Source organism: Mesorhizobium sp. M0983 (assembly GCF_040318975.1).
GTDB lineage: Bacteria > Pseudomonadota > Alphaproteobacteria > Rhizobiales > Rhizobiaceae > Mesorhizobium.
The window spans coordinates 1-15,039 of record NZ_JAMYNH010000021.1 but is presented as its reverse complement, the minus strand read 5'-3'; the positions used below and the strand labels follow the sequence as shown (position 1 = coordinate 15,039).

14 protein-coding genes are annotated in these 15,039 nt (G+C 63.8%); 6 read left to right on the top strand and 8 right to left on the bottom strand.

Features of this window, described 5'->3' with window-relative positions; translation table 11 throughout:
- Positions 1 to 54 precede the first annotated feature (54 nt).
- Positions 55 to 1,017 (top strand): xanthine dehydrogenase accessory protein XdhC, encoded by a 963-nt coding sequence (xdhC, locus tag NKH71_RS27090; RefSeq protein WP_352548003.1) that lies wholly within the window; start codon positions 55 to 57, stop codon positions 1,015 to 1,017.
- A 9-nt stretch (positions 1,018 to 1,026) separates the two neighbouring features.
- Here xdhC and dps read toward each other — a convergent pair whose 3' ends face one another.
- The 4 genes from dps to NKH71_RS27070 all read right to left on the bottom strand — a co-directional run bounded on the left by dps (position 1,027) and on the right by NKH71_RS27070 (position 4,914).
- Positions 1,027 to 1,515: a DNA starvation/stationary phase protection protein Dps gene (gene dps / locus NKH71_RS27085; protein WP_023718076.1), complete on the bottom strand. Its 489-nt coding sequence runs from the start codon at positions 1,513 to 1,515 to the stop codon at positions 1,027 to 1,029.
- 144 nt (positions 1,516 to 1,659) lie between these two features.
- The gene (locus tag NKH71_RS27080; RefSeq protein ID WP_352895479.1) at positions 1,660 to 2,913 is read right to left on the bottom strand and encodes an LLM class flavin-dependent oxidoreductase; all 1,254 of its coding nucleotides are present in this window, start codon (positions 2,911 to 2,913) and stop codon (positions 1,660 to 1,662) included.
- Positions 2,910 to 3,917, bottom strand: coding sequence for an LLM class flavin-dependent oxidoreductase (locus tag NKH71_RS27075; RefSeq protein WP_352895478.1), 1,008 nt, complete (start codon positions 3,915 to 3,917; stop codon positions 2,910 to 2,912). The genes NKH71_RS27080 and NKH71_RS27075 overlap by 4 nt, the downstream gene beginning before the upstream one ends.
- Positions 3,918 to 3,993: 76 nt before the next feature.
- A complete protein-coding gene (locus NKH71_RS27070; protein ID WP_023718073.1) occupies positions 3,994 to 4,914 on the bottom strand; it encodes a LysR family transcriptional regulator in 921 nt (306 codons plus the stop codon).
- Positions 4,915 to 5,053: 139 nt separating this feature from the next.
- Between NKH71_RS27070 and NKH71_RS27065 the strand changes: the two genes are divergently transcribed.
- The 4 genes from NKH71_RS27065 (at position 5,054) to NKH71_RS27050 (ending at position 9,604) form a co-directional block, all read left to right on the top strand.
- Entirely contained in the window at positions 5,054 to 6,271 is a 1,218-nt protein-coding gene (locus tag NKH71_RS27065; RefSeq protein ID WP_023718072.1) for a urate hydroxylase PuuD, read from the top strand.
- Entirely contained in the window at positions 6,268 to 7,581 is a 1,314-nt protein-coding gene (gene guaD / locus NKH71_RS27060) for a guanine deaminase (protein ID WP_352547944.1), read from the top strand. The genes NKH71_RS27065 and guaD overlap by 4 nt, the downstream gene beginning before the upstream one ends.
- 75 nt (positions 7,582 to 7,656) lie before the next feature.
- A complete protein-coding gene (locus tag NKH71_RS27055) occupies positions 7,657 to 8,163 on the top strand; it encodes a heme-degrading domain-containing protein (protein ID WP_352484371.1) in 507 nt (168 codons plus the stop codon).
- 175 nt (positions 8,164 to 8,338) lie between these two features.
- Positions 8,339 to 9,604, top strand: a complete 1,266-nt coding sequence (locus NKH71_RS27050) for a glycerate kinase type-2 family protein (RefSeq protein ID WP_023718069.1) — start codon at positions 8,339 to 8,341, stop codon at positions 9,602 to 9,604.
- 1 nt (position 9,605) lies between these two features.
- Here NKH71_RS27050 and NKH71_RS27045 read toward each other — a convergent pair whose 3' ends face one another.
- The 3 genes from NKH71_RS27045 to NKH71_RS27035 form a co-directional block, all read right to left on the bottom strand.
- Entirely contained in the window at positions 9,606 to 10,328 is a 723-nt protein-coding gene (locus NKH71_RS27045; protein ID WP_352548001.1) for a UdgX family uracil-DNA binding protein, read from the bottom strand.
- A gap of 86 nt (positions 10,329 to 10,414) precedes the next feature.
- A complete protein-coding gene (locus NKH71_RS27040) occupies positions 10,415 to 11,836 on the bottom strand; it encodes a glutamine synthetase family protein (RefSeq protein ID WP_352547943.1) in 1,422 nt (473 codons plus the stop codon).
- A 14-nt stretch (positions 11,837 to 11,850) separates the two neighbouring features.
- Entirely contained in the window at positions 11,851 to 13,233 is a 1,383-nt protein-coding gene (locus NKH71_RS27035) for an aspartate aminotransferase family protein (RefSeq protein ID WP_352547941.1), read from the bottom strand.
- A gap of 89 nt (positions 13,234 to 13,322) precedes the next feature.
- Between NKH71_RS27035 and NKH71_RS27030 the strand changes: the two genes are divergently transcribed.
- A complete protein-coding gene (locus NKH71_RS27030; RefSeq protein WP_352640555.1) occupies positions 13,323 to 13,844 on the top strand; it encodes a hypothetical protein in 522 nt (173 codons plus the stop codon).
- A 4-nt stretch (positions 13,845 to 13,848) separates the two neighbouring features.
- On the opposite strand, the gene NKH71_RS27025 is transcribed toward NKH71_RS27030, so the two are convergent.
- Positions 13,849 to 14,823, bottom strand: a complete 975-nt coding sequence (locus NKH71_RS27025) for a WD40 repeat domain-containing protein (protein ID WP_023718064.1) — start codon at positions 14,821 to 14,823, stop codon at positions 13,849 to 13,851.
- Positions 14,824 to 15,039: the final 216 nt, after the last annotated feature.

Genomic DNA, 15,039 nt, shown 5'->3' with positions numbered 1-15,039 from the left:
AAACGTGCAATTCAGGCCGAAAAACTCTATATTTCCCAACAGGGAACGCGAATGATGAACGCGAAAATGCAGAGCCTGAAAGCCTTTCTTGCCGGTGCCTGCCGGGTCGCCTTGGTTGAGGTGGCCGGGACAAAAGGCTCGACGCCGCGCGAGAGGGGTGCCTTCATGCTCGTCTCAGGATCGGCCACTTTCGGCACGATCGGCGGCGGCCAGCTCGAATATATGGCGATCGACAAAGCGCGGCAGATGCTTGGTCGATCGGCCTCAGGTTCTGGCGAATCTGTCGAGGCTGGCGCCGCCCCTCATCCGCCTGCCGGCCCCTTCTCCCCGTATAGTTACGGGGAGAAGGGGGCTGGCCGCAACGCTGTCGCGACGCTCGACGTCGCGCTCGGCCCGGAGATCGGGCAGTGCTGCGGCGGCAGGGTCGAGGTGCTGATCCGGCTGGTTGACGCCGCGCTTGAGGCCAAGTTGGTCGCGGCGGCGGAAGCCGAGGAGGCGCAGCTGCCGCATGTCTACATCTTCGGCGGCGGCCATGTCGGCCATGCGCTGGCCTCGGCGGTGGCTTTGCTGCCGGTGCATGTCGTCATTGCCGAGACGCGAGCCGAAGCGCTGGAGGGCATGCCAGACACGGTCGAAACCTGTTTGACGCCGATGCCTGAGGCGACGGTGCGCGAAGCCCCGGCTGGATCCGCCTTCGTCGTCCTTACCCATGACCACGCGCTGGATTTCCTGATCGTCGCCGAGGCGCTGAAACGCCGGGATGCCGCCTATGTCGGCATGATAGGCTCCAGAACCAAGAAGGCGACGTTTCGGAACTGGTTCCTTAAGTCGGCGGACGGAAGCGAGGCGGAATTTGACCGCCTCGTCTCGCCGATCGGCGGCGATGCCGTCAAGGACAAGCGCCCGCAAGTGATCGCCGCACTCGCCGCAGCCGAGATCATGACGGCGTTGGCCGCCCACGCGATAGAACCGGCAGCTCCGTCCAAAGCACGTCGTGGCAAGGCGATGGCGGGCTGACGTTTCCTTCTATTCCTGTTCCTGCGTGTGTGCCTCGAGGAACCACAGCAATTTGTCGAGCGAGCGTGAATAGGCGGTGAAGATGTCGGCGGTGTCGGCGTCGCCCGCTCCCGCCGCTTCGTCGATCGCCGCGCGGGCCCGCTTGGCGGTCGCGGCATAGCGGTCGATCAGCGCCGCCAGATGATCTCGGGTCTTGTGGATGTCGGTCGGATAGGCCTCGAGCATAGTCGCCTTCGACACCTCCTGCGATGTGCCGAGCGCCGTGCCGCCGAGCTGTACGGCGCGCTCGGCAATGGTGTCGACATGTCCGTCGATCTCCTCGCGGAACGTGTCGAGCATCTCATGGATGGCGATGAATTGCGGCCCCTTGACGTTCCAGTGCGCCTGCTTGGTGATCAAGGCCAGATCTATGGCGTCGGCGAGGCGGGCGTTGAGAAGATCGATACACTCTTTCTTGGCATTGGATTGCAGGTCGTTGCGGGTGGCGATGGCATCCATGATCGGCTCCTGTGGCGGTTGCGTCCGCGTGGTTTGAAGAGGGCGAAGTTTGTGGAAGGTCAATCGAACATGCGCGCAGACGCCCTCATCGCCGCGGCACAGCATCCCAAAACGGCGATCTCCGACTTTCGTTCCGCTCGTCGTTTACGCCGGCCTTTTCAAGCCCAGATGGTCGCGCAGCGTGCTGCCGTCATAATCCGTACGGAACAGACCGCACCGCTGCAGCTCCGGCACGACAAGCGTGGCAAAGGCATCGAGTTCGCCGGGAAAATAGGATGGCATCACGTTGAAACCGTCTGCCGCGCCGCCCTCGAAGCGTGCTGCGAGCTGGTCGGCGATCTGGGCCGGAGTTCCGACGACGCGCCAATGGCCGCGCGCGCCGGCGAAATGACGGGCAAGCTGGCGAATGGACAGGTTGTCGCGGCGCGATTGCTCGATGACGAGCGCCTGCCGGCTCTGCATGCCTTCGCTGGCCGGCAGCTGCGGCAGCGGTCCGTCGATGGGATAGCGCGAGAGATCGGATATGCTGAGATAGCTGGAAAGCAGCGCAACGCCGACATCGTCCGGTATCAGCTCCTGCAGTTCATCATGTTTTGCCCGGGCTTCCGCTTCGCTTGCCGCGACGACCGGCGCCACCCCAGGCATGATCTTGAGGTCGTCCGGCTTGCGCCCATAGGCAGCCAGCCGTCCCTTGAGGTCGTCGTAGAAGGCCTTCGCTTCCTCGAATGTCTGCGCCGCCGTAAAGACCACGTCGGCGGTCCGGGCGGCGAGGTCACGACCCTCGTCCGACGCTCCCGCTTGCACCATGACCGGTGCACCTTGTGGCGAGCGCGGCAGATCGAGCGGGTCACGCACCGAAAAACTTCTGCCTTCGTGTCCACCCTGGCCTCGCCAAAGGCCGGCAACCACGGCAGCGAATTCGCGCGCCCGCCCGTAACGGTCCGCATGCGGGCGCAGACCGGTCGAGCCGAAATTGGCGGCCTCGATCTGGCTGGCCGAAGTGACAAGGTTCCAGCCGGCACGCCCGCCGCTCAGATGGTCGAGCGACAGGAAGGTCCGCGCCAGCCCGTAAGGCTCGTTGTAACTCGTCGATGCCGTGGAGACGAGGCCGATGCGCTCCGTCTGCACCGCGAGCGCCGCAAGTAGGCTGATCGGCTCGAAGCCAATCGAGCGCGACGTTTGGCTGGCGATGTCGACATTGGCCTCGCGCACACCGGCGGCGTCCTCGCAGAAGATCATGTCGAACTTCGCCGCTTCCGCCGTCCGCGCCAGCTGGATGTAATGATCGATGTCGATGCCAGCCGTGACATGCGCCTGCGGATGGCGCCAGGCGGCGATGTGGTGGCCTGTCGCCCATAGGAAGGCGCCGAGCTTCATCTGGCCTCGACCGGCGCTCATTGCCGATCCTCCCCTGCAAGCCCGAGATGGGCCCGCAGTGTCGCCGCGCTGTAGCCGGACCGGACAAGGCCGCGGCGGCGAAGCTCCGGCAGCACGAGACCGATGAAATCGTCGAGCGCCGACGTGAGCGGCACGGCGATGTTGAAACCGTCGCAGGCTTTCGAGCGAAAGCACTCTTCGAGCCTATCCGCAAACATATCCGGCATGGCGGCCATCTCGCCATCCGTGACAACATTCATCAGCACCTTCAGCCCCTCCGGCCTGCGCCCGAAGGCAAGCGCACGGCGCTTCAGATCGTCAGCCCAGTCGATCGATCGCTGGTCTAGCAGGACAACATCGGCGGTGCGGGCGGCGATATCCATGTCGGGCTCGGACAGGCCGGAAATGACCAGCACCGGCGTGTCCTGCGGCGACCGCGCCACGTTGAGCGGCCCGCGCACAGAAAAATATTCGCCCCTGTGGTCGAGAAGGTGCATCTTCTCGGGATCGAAGAAGCGGCCGCCACTTTTGTCGAACAGAAGCGCGTCTGCGTCCCAGCCTTTCCACAAGCCTTGCACGATGCCGACGAATTCCTCGGCGCGCAGGCGGAATGCGTCGCCGGAAAACCCTTCCGGTCGGCTGAAATTGGCCGCCTCGCGCGGGTCGGGCATCATGCTGGCGTTCCAGCCGGCGCGGCCATGGCTGATAATGTCGAGCGAAGCGAAACGGCGCGCGAGATTATAGGGCTGGTGGGCGACCATTGACGCCGCGGCGATGAGACCGATCCTGCTTGTCACCGTCGCCAGCGCTGCCAGCAAGGTCGTTGCTTCGAAGCGCATTTGCCGGTTCGGTCCGCCTGCAACCGGCGCGGAATCGGCGAGCAACACCATATCCAGGCCGGCCGCTTCGGCTTTTTGCACGGACCGCGTCAGCAGACTGAAATCCGGAACGACGTCGGACGGAGAGGAGGGAGCAGTTTCCGGAGCTAGTGAAACGGCTAGATGCATTGTGGCGCCGCTGGCCATCGGTCTTCCCTGGTGAGTGAGATTCCATAAGAAATATCTTCGCCGGCTGGACGGAAAGCAACCGGCCAGCCGGCGATCATTTGCCGGCCAGAATATCCCTGATCAGCCGCTGGCAGCGCTCGGCCATGAAGTCGAGCAGCAGCCGCACCTTCGGATCCTGCAGCTTCTTATGCGGGTAGACGGCGGCGAATTGCACCGGCGTCGGCGGCGTTTTGCTCAGGATCACCTTCAGCCGCTGGTCGCGGATAAACGGCTCGACCTCGAAGCGCGGCTTGTTGATGATGCCGCGGCCGGACAGCGCCCAGCCGGTCAGCACGTCGCCGTCATCGGTATCGTAGGGGCCGTGCACTTCGAACTTTTGCGGCCCGTTCCGCGTCTGCAGGGTCCAGACATATTCGCGCGCGCCGGAATAGCGCAGCATCAGGCAATCGTGCTTCTTGCCGATCAACTCGCTCGGCTCGCTCGGCTCGCCGCGCGCCTCCAGATATTGCGGAGCCGCCACCAGCACTCGCTCGCAGTCCATGATGCCGCGCATCCTGAGGCTGGAATCCTCGATGATGCCCAGCCGGAACGCAACGTCGATGCCTTCCTTCATGATATCGACATTGTGGTCGGAAAGCCGGAGCCGCACCTCGATATCTGGGTATCTGTCGTGGAAATCCGGGATGCCGGATGCCACCAGTCTCCGCCCGAGGCCGAGCGGCGCTGTCACCTTTATGGTGCCGCGCGGCTGGCCGGATAACGCGCTGACCGCAGCTTCGGCCTCGGTGACCGCCTCGAGCACCTGCTTGGCGCCGGAATAGAACACCGTGCCGTGCTCGGTCGGCATCAACTGCCGCGTCGTGCGGTTGAACAGCCTGACACCGAGATGCTTCTCGAGCTCCTTGATCCGGTTGGAAGCGACCGCCGGCGAAATGCGCATGTCGCGCCCAGCCGCCGACAAATTGCCGAGTTCGACGACGCGAACAAAAACGGCGATGTTATCGAGATAGGCCATGCGGCTTTCGGGGCTCTCATGTGGCTGCGTATGATCAGCCTAGTATTTTCCAATTTTTTTTGAAAGTCATCGTGCACCTCAGCCCTTTCCGTTTGCGCTCCAGTCCGTAAAGTCAGTCGATCGGCAGGGACGATTTTTCATGATGGATTTCGCGATATTCTGGGATTGGCTGAGTTTCGCCGTGCGCTGGCTGCACGTCGTCACCGGCATCGCCTGGATCGGCTCGTCCTTTTATTTCGTCGCGCTCGACCTCGGCCTGCGCCAACGCCCGGGCATGCCTGCAGGCGCTTTCGGCGAGGAATGGCAGGTGCATGGCGGCGGCTTCTACCACGTGCAGAAATATCTGGTGGCACCGGCCGAAATGCCCGAGCACCTGACCTGGTTCAAGTGGGAATCCTACGCCACCTGGCTGTCAGGCTTCGCGATGCTGTGCGTGGTCTATTATGCCGGGGCGGACCTGTTCCTGATCGATCCGAATGTGCTTGCCATGTCGGTGCCTACAGGCATCTTGCTGTCGCTGGCGACGATCGGCGTCGGCTGGGTGGTCTACGATCTCCTGTGCCGTTCGCCGCTCGGCAACAGCGACACCGGCCTGATGCTGGTGCTGTATGGGGTGCTGGTATTCATGGCCTGGGGACTGACCCACCTGTTCACCGGCCGCGCCGCGTTCCTGCATCTTGGCGCCATCACCGCGACGATCATGTCGGCCAACGTCTTCATGGTCATCATCCCCAACCAGAAGATCGTCGTCGCCGACCTGATCGCCGGCCGTAAGCCCGATCCGAAATACGGCAAGATCGCCAAGCAGCGCTCGCTGCACAACAACTACCTGACGCTGCCCGTTTTGTTCCTGATGCTGTCGAACCATTATCCGCTGGCGTTCGGGACAGAGTTCAACTGGGTCATCGCCTCGCTGGTGTTCATCATCGGCGTGCTGATCCGGCACTATTTCAACACCAGGCATGCGCGCAAAGGCAATCCGACCTGGACCTGGCTGGCGGCGGCCGTGCTGTTCTTGGTCATCATCTGGCTGTCGACGGTGCCGAAGTTGCTGACCGGCGAGGCGAAGGCGTCGGCGGCGGCCCAGGTCTACGTTGCCTCGGCGCATTTCCCTGCCGTGCGCGATACGGTGCTTGGCCGCTGTTCGATGTGCCACGCCGCGGAGCCGTCCTACGAGGGCATCTACCACGCGCCGAAGGGCGTGATGCTCGACACCGATGCCGGCATCGCCGAGCACGCCGGCGAGATCTACCTGCAGGCCGGCCGCAGCCACGCCATGCCGCCCGCCAACGTCACCCAGATCACCGACAAGGAACGGGCGCTGCTGGTGGCATGGTTCGAAGGCGCAAGGAAATGACCAGCACGCTCCTGCGCGGCCGCACGCTGTCGTTTTTGCGCTGGCCCGAAACCGTCGACGACCATTCCGCCTGGCGCTACGAGCAAGATGGCGGCCTGCTGCTCCGCGATGGTAGGATCATTGCCGCCGGCGCCTATGCCGAGGTCGAGAAAAAGGCGGGCGAGGGAACAAGAAAGGTCGACCATCGGCCGCATCTGCTGCTGCCCGGGTTCATCGATGCGCACGCGCATTTTCCGCAGATGCAGGTCATCGCTTCCTTCGGCGCCGAGCTGCTCGACTGGCTGAACACCTACACTTTTCCGGAAGAGACAAAATTCGAGAACGCTCAGCATGGCCGCCGTATCGCCAGGCTGTTCCTGGATGAAGTATTGCGTCATGGCACGACGACTGTCGCCGCCTATTGCTCGGTACACAAGGAATCGGCCGAGGCGTTCTTTGCCGAGTCGCATGACCGCAACATGCTCAACATCGCCGGCAAGGTGATGATGGACCGCAACGCGCCGGACGGCGTGCTCGACACGCCGCAATCGGGTTATGACGACAGCAAGGCGCTGATCGAGGAGTGGCACGGCAAGGGGCGCCAGCACTATGCCATCACCCCGCGCTTCGCCATCACCTCGTCACCCGAGCAATTGGAAACGGCGGGCGCGCTCTGCCGCGAATATCCGCAATTGCATATGCAGACGCATCTGTCGGAAAACCACGCCGAGATCGCCTTCACGCAGCAGCTTCATCCGCAGGCGCGCGACTATACCGATGTTTATGAGCATTACGGGCTGCTCGGGCGCAGAAGCCTGTTCGGCCATTGCATCCATCTGTCGGAACGCGAGGCGGATGCGCTTTCCGATAGCGGCTCGGTGGCGGTGTTCTGCCCGACCTCCAACCTGTTTCTCGGCTCGGGCCTGTTCGATTATCAGCGCTATCGCCGCCGCGAGAAGCCGCTCCGCATCGCCGCCGCCACCGATGTCGGCGGTGGCACCAACTATTCGATGCTGCGCACCATGGACGAGGGCTACAAGGTGATCGCGCTGAATGGCGAGAAGCTCAATCCGTTTCAGTCATTCTGGCAACTGACCCGCGGCAATGCTGAGGCGCTGTCGCTTGTGGAAAAGATCGGCACTCTGGAGGAAGGCAGCGACGCCGATATCGTCGTGCTCGACGCCCGCGCCACGCCGGCGATGCGGCTGCGGGTGGAGACGGCGGACACGCTCGCCGAGGAATTGTTTCTGCTGCAGACGCTCGGCGACGACCGCGCCGTGCACGAGGTCTATGTCGCCGGTCGGGCAGCTAAGGCGGACATGGCGACCTAGCTGGTCCCGGCGTCCCGGCTTGACCGAACGGCAGCCATCGGCCAAAGCGTGCGGCGAGATTGACAGGGGAACGACATGGCCGTTGCGGACGACATCGCTCTGATCAAGAAACAGGAAGCCGCGCTTGTTTTCTCCGCCTTCGACGAGGCTGTCGCTTTCGAGATCGGCTCGGCGATCCGCGACCGGGCTTTGACCGAGAACCTGCCGATCATCATCGATATCAGAACCTTCGATCGGCCGCTGTTCTATGCGGCAATGCCCGGCTCGAACGCTTCCAATCCGGACTGGGCGCGGCGCAAGATCAACGTCGTGCGGCGATTCCTGAAAAGCACCTACCGCATGGTGCTGGAGCAGCAGCGCCCCGACCGCAGCTTCAAGCCTGGCGAGGGGCTGGACATTGTCGACTACGTGCTGGCCGGCGGCGGCTTTCCCATCACTGTCAAGGGCGCCGGTGTCATCGGCGTGATCGCCGTCTCGGGCCTGCCGGAGCGTGAGGACCATGGTGTGGTCGTCGATGCGCTCTGTGCCTATTTGGGCGTGGATAACCAGGAGTTGGTCCTGCCGCCGGAAGCAACATCGTGACGTTGGCGCCGCCCCTCATCCGCCTGCCGGCACCTTCTCCCCGTCTAGCGACTGGGAGAAGGGAAGCGCTCCAACGCTGGCTACCCCCTCTCCCCGTCTCTAGACGGGGAGAGGGTAAGGGTGAGGGGCAGCGCAAACGCCGCAGAAGTTCGCAGAACGTCGGTGGCAGCTCAGTATGACCATTCTCGACCCGAAATCCTTCCTTATATCCATCTTCAACGCCGCCGTTGCCGCCGCCGATCCCCAGAGGACGATCAAGAATCATTTGCCCGCAAGGCCGAAGGGCCGCACGATCGTCATCGGTGCAGGAAAAGGCTCGGCGCAGATGGCGGCGGCTTTCGAGAAAGTGTGGGACCGGCCGATCGAAGGTTTGGTCGTCACCCGCTACGGCTATGGCGCGGCCTGCCGGCGCATCGAGATCATCGAGGCGGCGCATCCGGTGCCGGATGCCGCCGGGCTGGAAGCTTCGCGACGGCTGCTCGAAAAAGTCCAGGGACTGACTGCGGACGACCTGGTCGTAGCGCTCATTTCCGGCGGTGGCTCGGCGCTGCTGCCGTCACCCGCCGAAGGTCTGACGCTGGCCGATGAGATCGCCGTCAACGAGGCGCTGCTCGCCTCCGGCGCGCCGATCGCCGCGATGAACACGATCCGTAAGCACCTTTCCACCATCAAGGGCGGCAGGCTGGCGGCCGCCGCATATCCGGCCAAGGTGGTCTCGCTGGTGGTATCAGACATTCCGGGCGACAATCCGGCTCTGGTCGCTTCTGGTCCGACCGTGCCGGACATAGGCAGCCGTGAGGACGCACTGGCGTCGATCGCTGCCTATGGCATGAAGCTGCCGGCTTCGGTCATGGCGCATATCAAGTCGCCGGCGGCCGATGCGCCACGTCCGGACGATCCGCGTTTTATCCGCAACGAGGTGCATCTGATCGCTTCGGCCGGCGTCTCGCTGGAAGCAGCAGCGGCCGAAGCGAAGCGCCGAGGTATTCAGGCCGTCATTCTCTCCGATTCCATCGAGGGCGAGGCACGCGAGGTCGGTGGCATCCACGCCGCAATCGCGCGCGAGGTGGCGACGCGCAGCCGGCCATTTGCAAAGCCGGTGCTGATCCTGTCGGGCGGCGAGACGACGGTGACCCTGCGCGCGAAAGGCAAAGGCGGCCGTAACTCGGAATTCCTGCTCGCCTTCGCCATCGGCATCACCGGCATGGCGGGCGTGCACGCACTGGCCGCCGACACCGACGGCATTGACGGTTCGGAAGACAATGCCGGCGCCTTCGCCGACGGCTCGACAGTTTCGCGGATGCGCGCGGCGGGCGTCGATGCCAAGGCCATGCTTGCCGGCAACAACGCCTGGACGGCATTCAATGCCGTAGATGACCTTTTCGTACCCGGTCCGACCGGCACAAACATCAACGATCTCCGGGCGATATTGATCAAATAGCTCAGGCCGCCATCAGCCTTTTCACCGCTCTCATATCCTGCAGGAACCGCTCGCGTTCGGCCCGCTTGTCCGCCGGCTCGCGAATGCGCAGAATGAAGGACGGGTGGATGGTGACGAAGACACGCAAGCCATCGTCGCGCTCCACTACCGCCCCGCGCATCTTCATGATCGGCACCAGCTTGCCGAGCAGCGCCTGCGCTGCAGTGGCGCCGAGTGCCACCGCCAGGTTGGGCTTGATCAGATCGATCTCTTTGTCCAGCCACCAGCGGCAAGCCTGCACCTCGCCGGCATTCGGCTTGGAGTGGATGCGCCGCTTGCCGCGCGGCTCGAACTTGAAATGCTTAACCGCGTTGGTGACGTAGACTTTCAGCCGATCGACGCCGGCATCATCCAGGATCGCGTCGAACACCTTGCCGGCCGGACCGACGAAAGGCTTGCCCGCCAGGTCCTCCTGGTCGCCCGGCTGTTCGCCGACGAAGATCACCTTGGCTTTATCAGGACCCTCACCGAACACGGTCTGCGTGGCATCGCGCCATAGCGGACAGCGGCGGCAGATCTTGGCCGTTTCGCGCAGTTCAGGAATCGTCCTGGCGTCGATTTCTGTCGTGTCCGGGGACTTGCTTGCAGGCAAGCCTCTCGACTGCACCTTGGCATGGTGCGGCGTCGGGGTTGTCTGCATCCTGGCGATCATGACTAAGGCGGCCTTGTTCGCTCCTGCAATCAGACACGCAATGAGCAAAGCCCGCCGAAGGTTCCGCTGAAATTATTCCGCATGGGCCTTCACCGGCAGATGGCCGACGATGTGAAGCCCTAAACCTCGTGCAGATAGAGGTGATAATCCAGTTCGCTGACCGTGCGCGCCACGCGCAGATATTCCGACTGCTTGATCGCCACGAATGTCCGGTGCAGGTCTTCGCCCAATGCGCCCTTGAGGAAGGTCGACGCCCTTGCCGCCTCGATCGCGGCACGCCAGTCGACCGGCATCGTCGTGCGCGTGACGGCGGATTCGTAGCCATTGCCGGTGGTTTCAGGGCCGGGGTCAAGACCTTCGTCGAGACCCCTAGTGATGCCGGCCAGCACCGTTGCCGCGACTAGATAAGGGTTGGCGTCGACGCCCGATGGCCGGTGCTCGATGCGGCGGTTCTTGGCATCGCCGGCTGGCACACGCAGCGCCACCGAACGGTTGTTGACGCCCCAGGTCGGCGCCACCGGCGCATAGGATTGCGATACGAAGCGCCGCCATGAATTGGCGTGCGGCGCGAACACCAGCATCGATTCCGCCATCGTCTGGATCAGTCCGCCGAGACCGCGCAGCAGCGGAAGCGACCAGCTTTCGCCGCCGGCTTCGGCAAAGACGTTCTTGCCGGCATCATCCAGCAGCGAGACATGAAAATGCATGCCAGAGCCGGCATACTTCTCGATCGGCTTGGCCATGAAGCAAGCGGTGACACCATGACGGCGTGCCTGCGCCCGCACCAGCCGCTTGAGCATGACGAGATCGTCGGCCGCCCGCATCACGTCCTTGCGGTAATTGAGCGTCAGTTCGTACTGGCCGGGCGCATATTCCGAGATGACCGTCTCGGCCGGGATGCCTTGCACCTTGGCCGCGGCATAGATGTCGGAAAACAGCGGCTCCATGCCGTGCAGATGGTCGACGGAATAGACCTCTGTCTTGGCCGAGCGGCGGCCGTCGAGCACCGCATGCGCCGGCTGCACCTTGCCTTCGGCATCGCGCTCATTGGCGAGCAGGAAGAACTCGAGTTCGAAGGCGCCGGCCGGATGCAGGCCCTTGGCCGCGAGGATATCTACCTGGCGGGCGAGCGCCAGCCGCGGGTCGGACGACATCGGCTGGCCATCGAGATGGTACATCGCCATCAACACCTGGCCGCGCGGCGGCTGGGTGCCGAACAGCGGCACCAGCGTGCCGGGGATCGGCCACGCCCGCAGGTCGCCGTCGCCGGTCGTCCAGATCAGCCCGGTCTCGTGAACATCCTCGCCGGTGATGTCGAGGCCGAGGATCGAGATCGGCATGTGCCGGCCGCCCTCGAAGATGCTCATCAACTCATGTCGGCGCACGATCTTGCCGCGCCCCACGCCATTGGCGTCGGTCAGCACGATGTCGAACGCTTCGATCTCCGGATGGGCGTCGAGAAAGGCCTGCGCCTCGGCGGGCGTCGAGCCCGAAGGGGATGCCGTGACCAGGTTCAAACTTTGCTTGGGCGCTTGTTTCATGCTGCCAGCTTGTCTCATGCCGTAAGCTTTGCCGCAACCGCGCCGAAGGCGGTGATCAGCCGGTTCACCTGGGCGGCGCGAGTTGCCGGCGAGATCAGCATCATATTGTGGAACGGTGCGATCAGCACGCCGCGATTGACCAGCGCGACATGCATCGCCGCTTCGAGCTCCGGCGCATGCGCCCTCTCGGCTTCGCCGCCATTCCTCAGCGGGCCTGGCGCGCAGATGAACTCGACGCGGGCGCCGACCCGAGCAACATGCCAGGGCAGGCGATAGCGATCGATAACGGCAGTCAGCCCGGCGTCGAGCCGCCGCGCCAGATGGTCCATATGGCTGTAGTTCTCGTCGGTCATGACGTCTTCGAGCGTGGCACGCATCGCCGCGAATTGCAGCGGATTGGCCGACAGCGTTGTCCCCATGCCGGAATAGCCGGGCTCTTTCCGGCTGATATAAGCGGCATAGCGCGCCGCAACGCCTTCGCTCATGCCCCACACACTCGCCGGTATGCCGCCGGCAATCGGCTTGCCGAGCACGAACAGGTCCGGCTCCAGCCCGTATTTGCTTGTATAGCCGCCGGGACCGGTCGAGATCGTATGCGTCTCGTCGATTAGAAGCAGCGTGCCGGTCGCACGGGTGAGACGCCGCAAGCCGTCATGAAAGCCGGCTTCGGGCAGCACCATGCAGGAATTGGTCAGCACCGGCTCGGCGATGACGCAGGCGAGATCGTTGCCCTGAAGTGCGGCCTCAAGCGCCGGCAGATCGTTGAACTCGACGATATCAGTTGCCCGCGTCAGGTCGCGGAATTCGCCGGCCAGTCCCGGTCGGTTCACCGCTTTGCCGTCGACCAGCCGGACCATCGTCTCGTCGACCGAGCCATGATAGCAGCCGTTGAAGACCAGGATCTTCTCCCGGCCGGTAACGGCACGGGCAACCCGCAGCGCGAAGCGGTTGGCGTCGGTTGCCGTCGTCGCGATCTGCCACAACGGCAGACCGAAGCGCTGTTGCAGCAGCGGGCCGATGGCGAGCGCGTCCTCGGCAGGCAGCATGTAGGTCAGACCGCGTCCGGCCTGCCGGCGGATGGCGCGGGCGACCGGCGGCGGCGAATGACCGAACATCGAGCCGGTGTCGCCGAGGCAGAAATCGTCGAGCCGGTTGCCGTCGATATCTCTGATGGTGGTGCCTTTGGCCTTATCAACGAGGATCGGGAACGGCGTCGGCCAGTCGTTCATCCAGTGCATCGGCACGCCGCCGAAGAAGCCGGGCAGGCCATTGCCGATTTTCGCCATCGATTTCGGCCGCGCCTGGCGGAAGGCTTCTGCCTCGGTCTCGCGCAACTCGGCAATCCGGGCCGGGCCGATGCCGCCGATGGAGGTCTTTGAATGGTCGATGACGTTCATGGCGGCCCTCTCCGCCGCACTTTAGACAATCGGCATCCGCCACCGCAATTGGCGGGCGGCTGCCCTGTGTTGGGTCAGCGGTCATTTGAATGGAACAGGCGCTTGACCGCGAGCCGCCTTCGGGCGCCAATGGCACTTCGGCTGGAGGGGACACGATGGTGCGGGCGATCATCTGCGCGGCAACGCTGCTGTCGTCGGTTGGTGCGGCTTTGGTATCCGGCGGCATCTGGTGTTCCGCCGAGGATGCAGCCGTCAAATTTGAGGTCGATGCCGGGGTCACCAGAGGCATGGGCGGGCCGACCTTCAATTTTCGCGGCGAGCTCGAAATTCTGGGCAGGCCAGTCGGCGACAGTCTGCGCAAGACTGTGTTCGAGGATCAGAACCTCACGCAATATTGGCTCGACAACAAGGAATTGCGGCTGCTCGTCTATCGCGAACGGCAGGTCGAAAACGCCTACGACTATGTCGAACTGGCGATCCTGACCAAGGCCAGCGACGAAGGCGTCTATGACGGCCGCTATTTGCTCTCAATCTATGATGTAACGGACGATGCCGAAAAGGATGGCAAGCCGGCTGAATTGACCGGCAAAGTATCTTGCGGAGCCGACTAACGGGCTAGGCGGAAATGTCGATGACGCCGCAATCGCCGGCGGCGCTGCCGAACGCGACGCGGCGCTCTTCCTTGTCCCACATCATCGATGTGATGGCGCCCTTGCCTGGCCGGCGCAGCAGCACTTCCCTGGCGTCGGCGAAGCGCACCGCCATCACCATGCCGTCATCATACCCTACCGCCACTACATCTTGGCTCGGATGGCAGGCGACGGAGGTGACCATCGCACTGCCGCGCGTGCCGAGTTCCAGCGGCGCCTTGCCCATCGGCCCATCCTTGCCCGAAAACGGCCAGACGATCGCCGCCGGCGCGCCGGAACTCGCCAGCCATTTGCCCTTGGCGCTCCACGACAGGCTTTTGACCTTGCCGGGATAGCCGGACATCCGCATGTGCTTGCCGTCGGCGAGTTTCCAGCCATGCAGCGCGTTTTCCTGCATTGTGGTGACGACGAAGCCGCCGTCCGGCGAAAACGTGATGCCGGTGTGGGCGCCGGCCCATTCGAGCTCGACCGGCTTGCCGTCGGCGGCCGGGAAATGCAGCGTCGCGCCATTGTAGCGGGCAACGCCGAAGCGCATGCCCTTGGGCGAGAAGGCCAGCCCCTCGACCGAGCGCGGATGCGAGAATTCCCTGGTCTTGCCGTCAGCAAAACGCACATAGGCAATTTTGCCCGAAGCATAGGCAACAGCGCCTTGCGGCCCGGCGGCCACGCTGGTGATCCATTTTTTGCCTGCGGTCGCCAATTCCGCAGTATTGCCGCCTGCGGTCACGGCAAAGATCTTGCCGTCCTCACCGCCGGTGATCAGCCGGTCGTTTGCGCCATCGTGAAGGGCGGCGAGCAGCCCGTCATTGGCCTGCACCGTCTTGTGCCCATGGTCGAGCCGATGGATTGTGCCGTCGGCCAGCGCGAAATGCGGCACGTCGCCAAGGAACACGGCGGCGAGGCAGTGGCCTTCGAGATCGAGCGGGGCGACTGTCGGCATGAGAGACCATTCCGTTCGAGATTTCTGCTGCCCCACCCTTAAGGGGTTGAGCTGCGGGTCTCAACCCGTGCTTCGGATCGTCGTGAGGAGAGAGCGCCAGCGTTGCGGGCGCCCCTTCTCCCACAAGGGGCCTGTTGCGTAATTCGCTGATTGTGATTCTCTGAGGTGGACGGTCTGAGGGAATCGCGATGGCAGTGAAGCAGACGGGCCAGTTGA

Excerpts from the sequence above, each read along its gene's own strand:
- NKH71_RS27065 (WP_023718072.1), top strand. The coding sequence starts at position 5,054 with ATGATGGATTTCGCGATATTCTGGGATTGGCTGAGTTTCGCCGTGCGC.
- NKH71_RS27035 (WP_352547941.1), bottom strand. The coding sequence starts at position 13,233 with ATGAACGTCATCGACCATTCAAAGACCTCCATCGGCGGCATCGGCCCG.
- NKH71_RS27030 (WP_352640555.1), top strand. The coding sequence starts at position 13,323 with ATGGAACAGGCGCTTGACCGCGAGCCGCCTTCGGGCGCCAATGGCACT.
- NKH71_RS27070 (WP_023718073.1), bottom strand. The coding sequence starts at position 4,914 with ATGGCCTATCTCGATAACATCGCCGTTTTTGTTCGCGTCGTCGAACTC.
- xdhC (WP_352548003.1), top strand. The coding sequence starts at position 55 with ATGAACGCGAAAATGCAGAGCCTGAAAGCCTTTCTTGCCGGTGCCTGC.
- guaD (WP_352547944.1), top strand. The coding sequence starts at position 6,268 with ATGACCAGCACGCTCCTGCGCGGCCGCACGCTGTCGTTTTTGCGCTGG.
- NKH71_RS27050 (WP_023718069.1), top strand. The coding sequence starts at position 8,339 with ATGACCATTCTCGACCCGAAATCCTTCCTTATATCCATCTTCAACGCC.
- NKH71_RS27025 (WP_023718064.1), bottom strand. The coding sequence starts at position 14,823 with ATGCCGACAGTCGCCCCGCTCGATCTCGAAGGCCACTGCCTCGCCGCC.
- NKH71_RS27055 (WP_352484371.1), top strand. The coding sequence starts at position 7,657 with ATGGCCGTTGCGGACGACATCGCTCTGATCAAGAAACAGGAAGCCGCG.
- NKH71_RS27040 (WP_352547943.1), bottom strand. The coding sequence starts at position 11,836 with ATGAAACAAGCGCCCAAGCAAAGTTTGAACCTGGTCACGGCATCCCCT.
- dps (WP_023718076.1), bottom strand. The coding sequence starts at position 1,515 with ATGGATGCCATCGCCACCCGCAACGACCTGCAATCCAATGCCAAGAAA.
- NKH71_RS27075 (WP_352895478.1), bottom strand. The coding sequence starts at position 3,917 with ATGGCCAGCGGCGCCACAATGCATCTAGCCGTTTCACTAGCTCCGGAA.
- NKH71_RS27080 (WP_352895479.1), bottom strand. The coding sequence starts at position 2,913 with ATGAGCGCCGGTCGAGGCCAGATGAAGCTCGGCGCCTTCCTATGGGCG.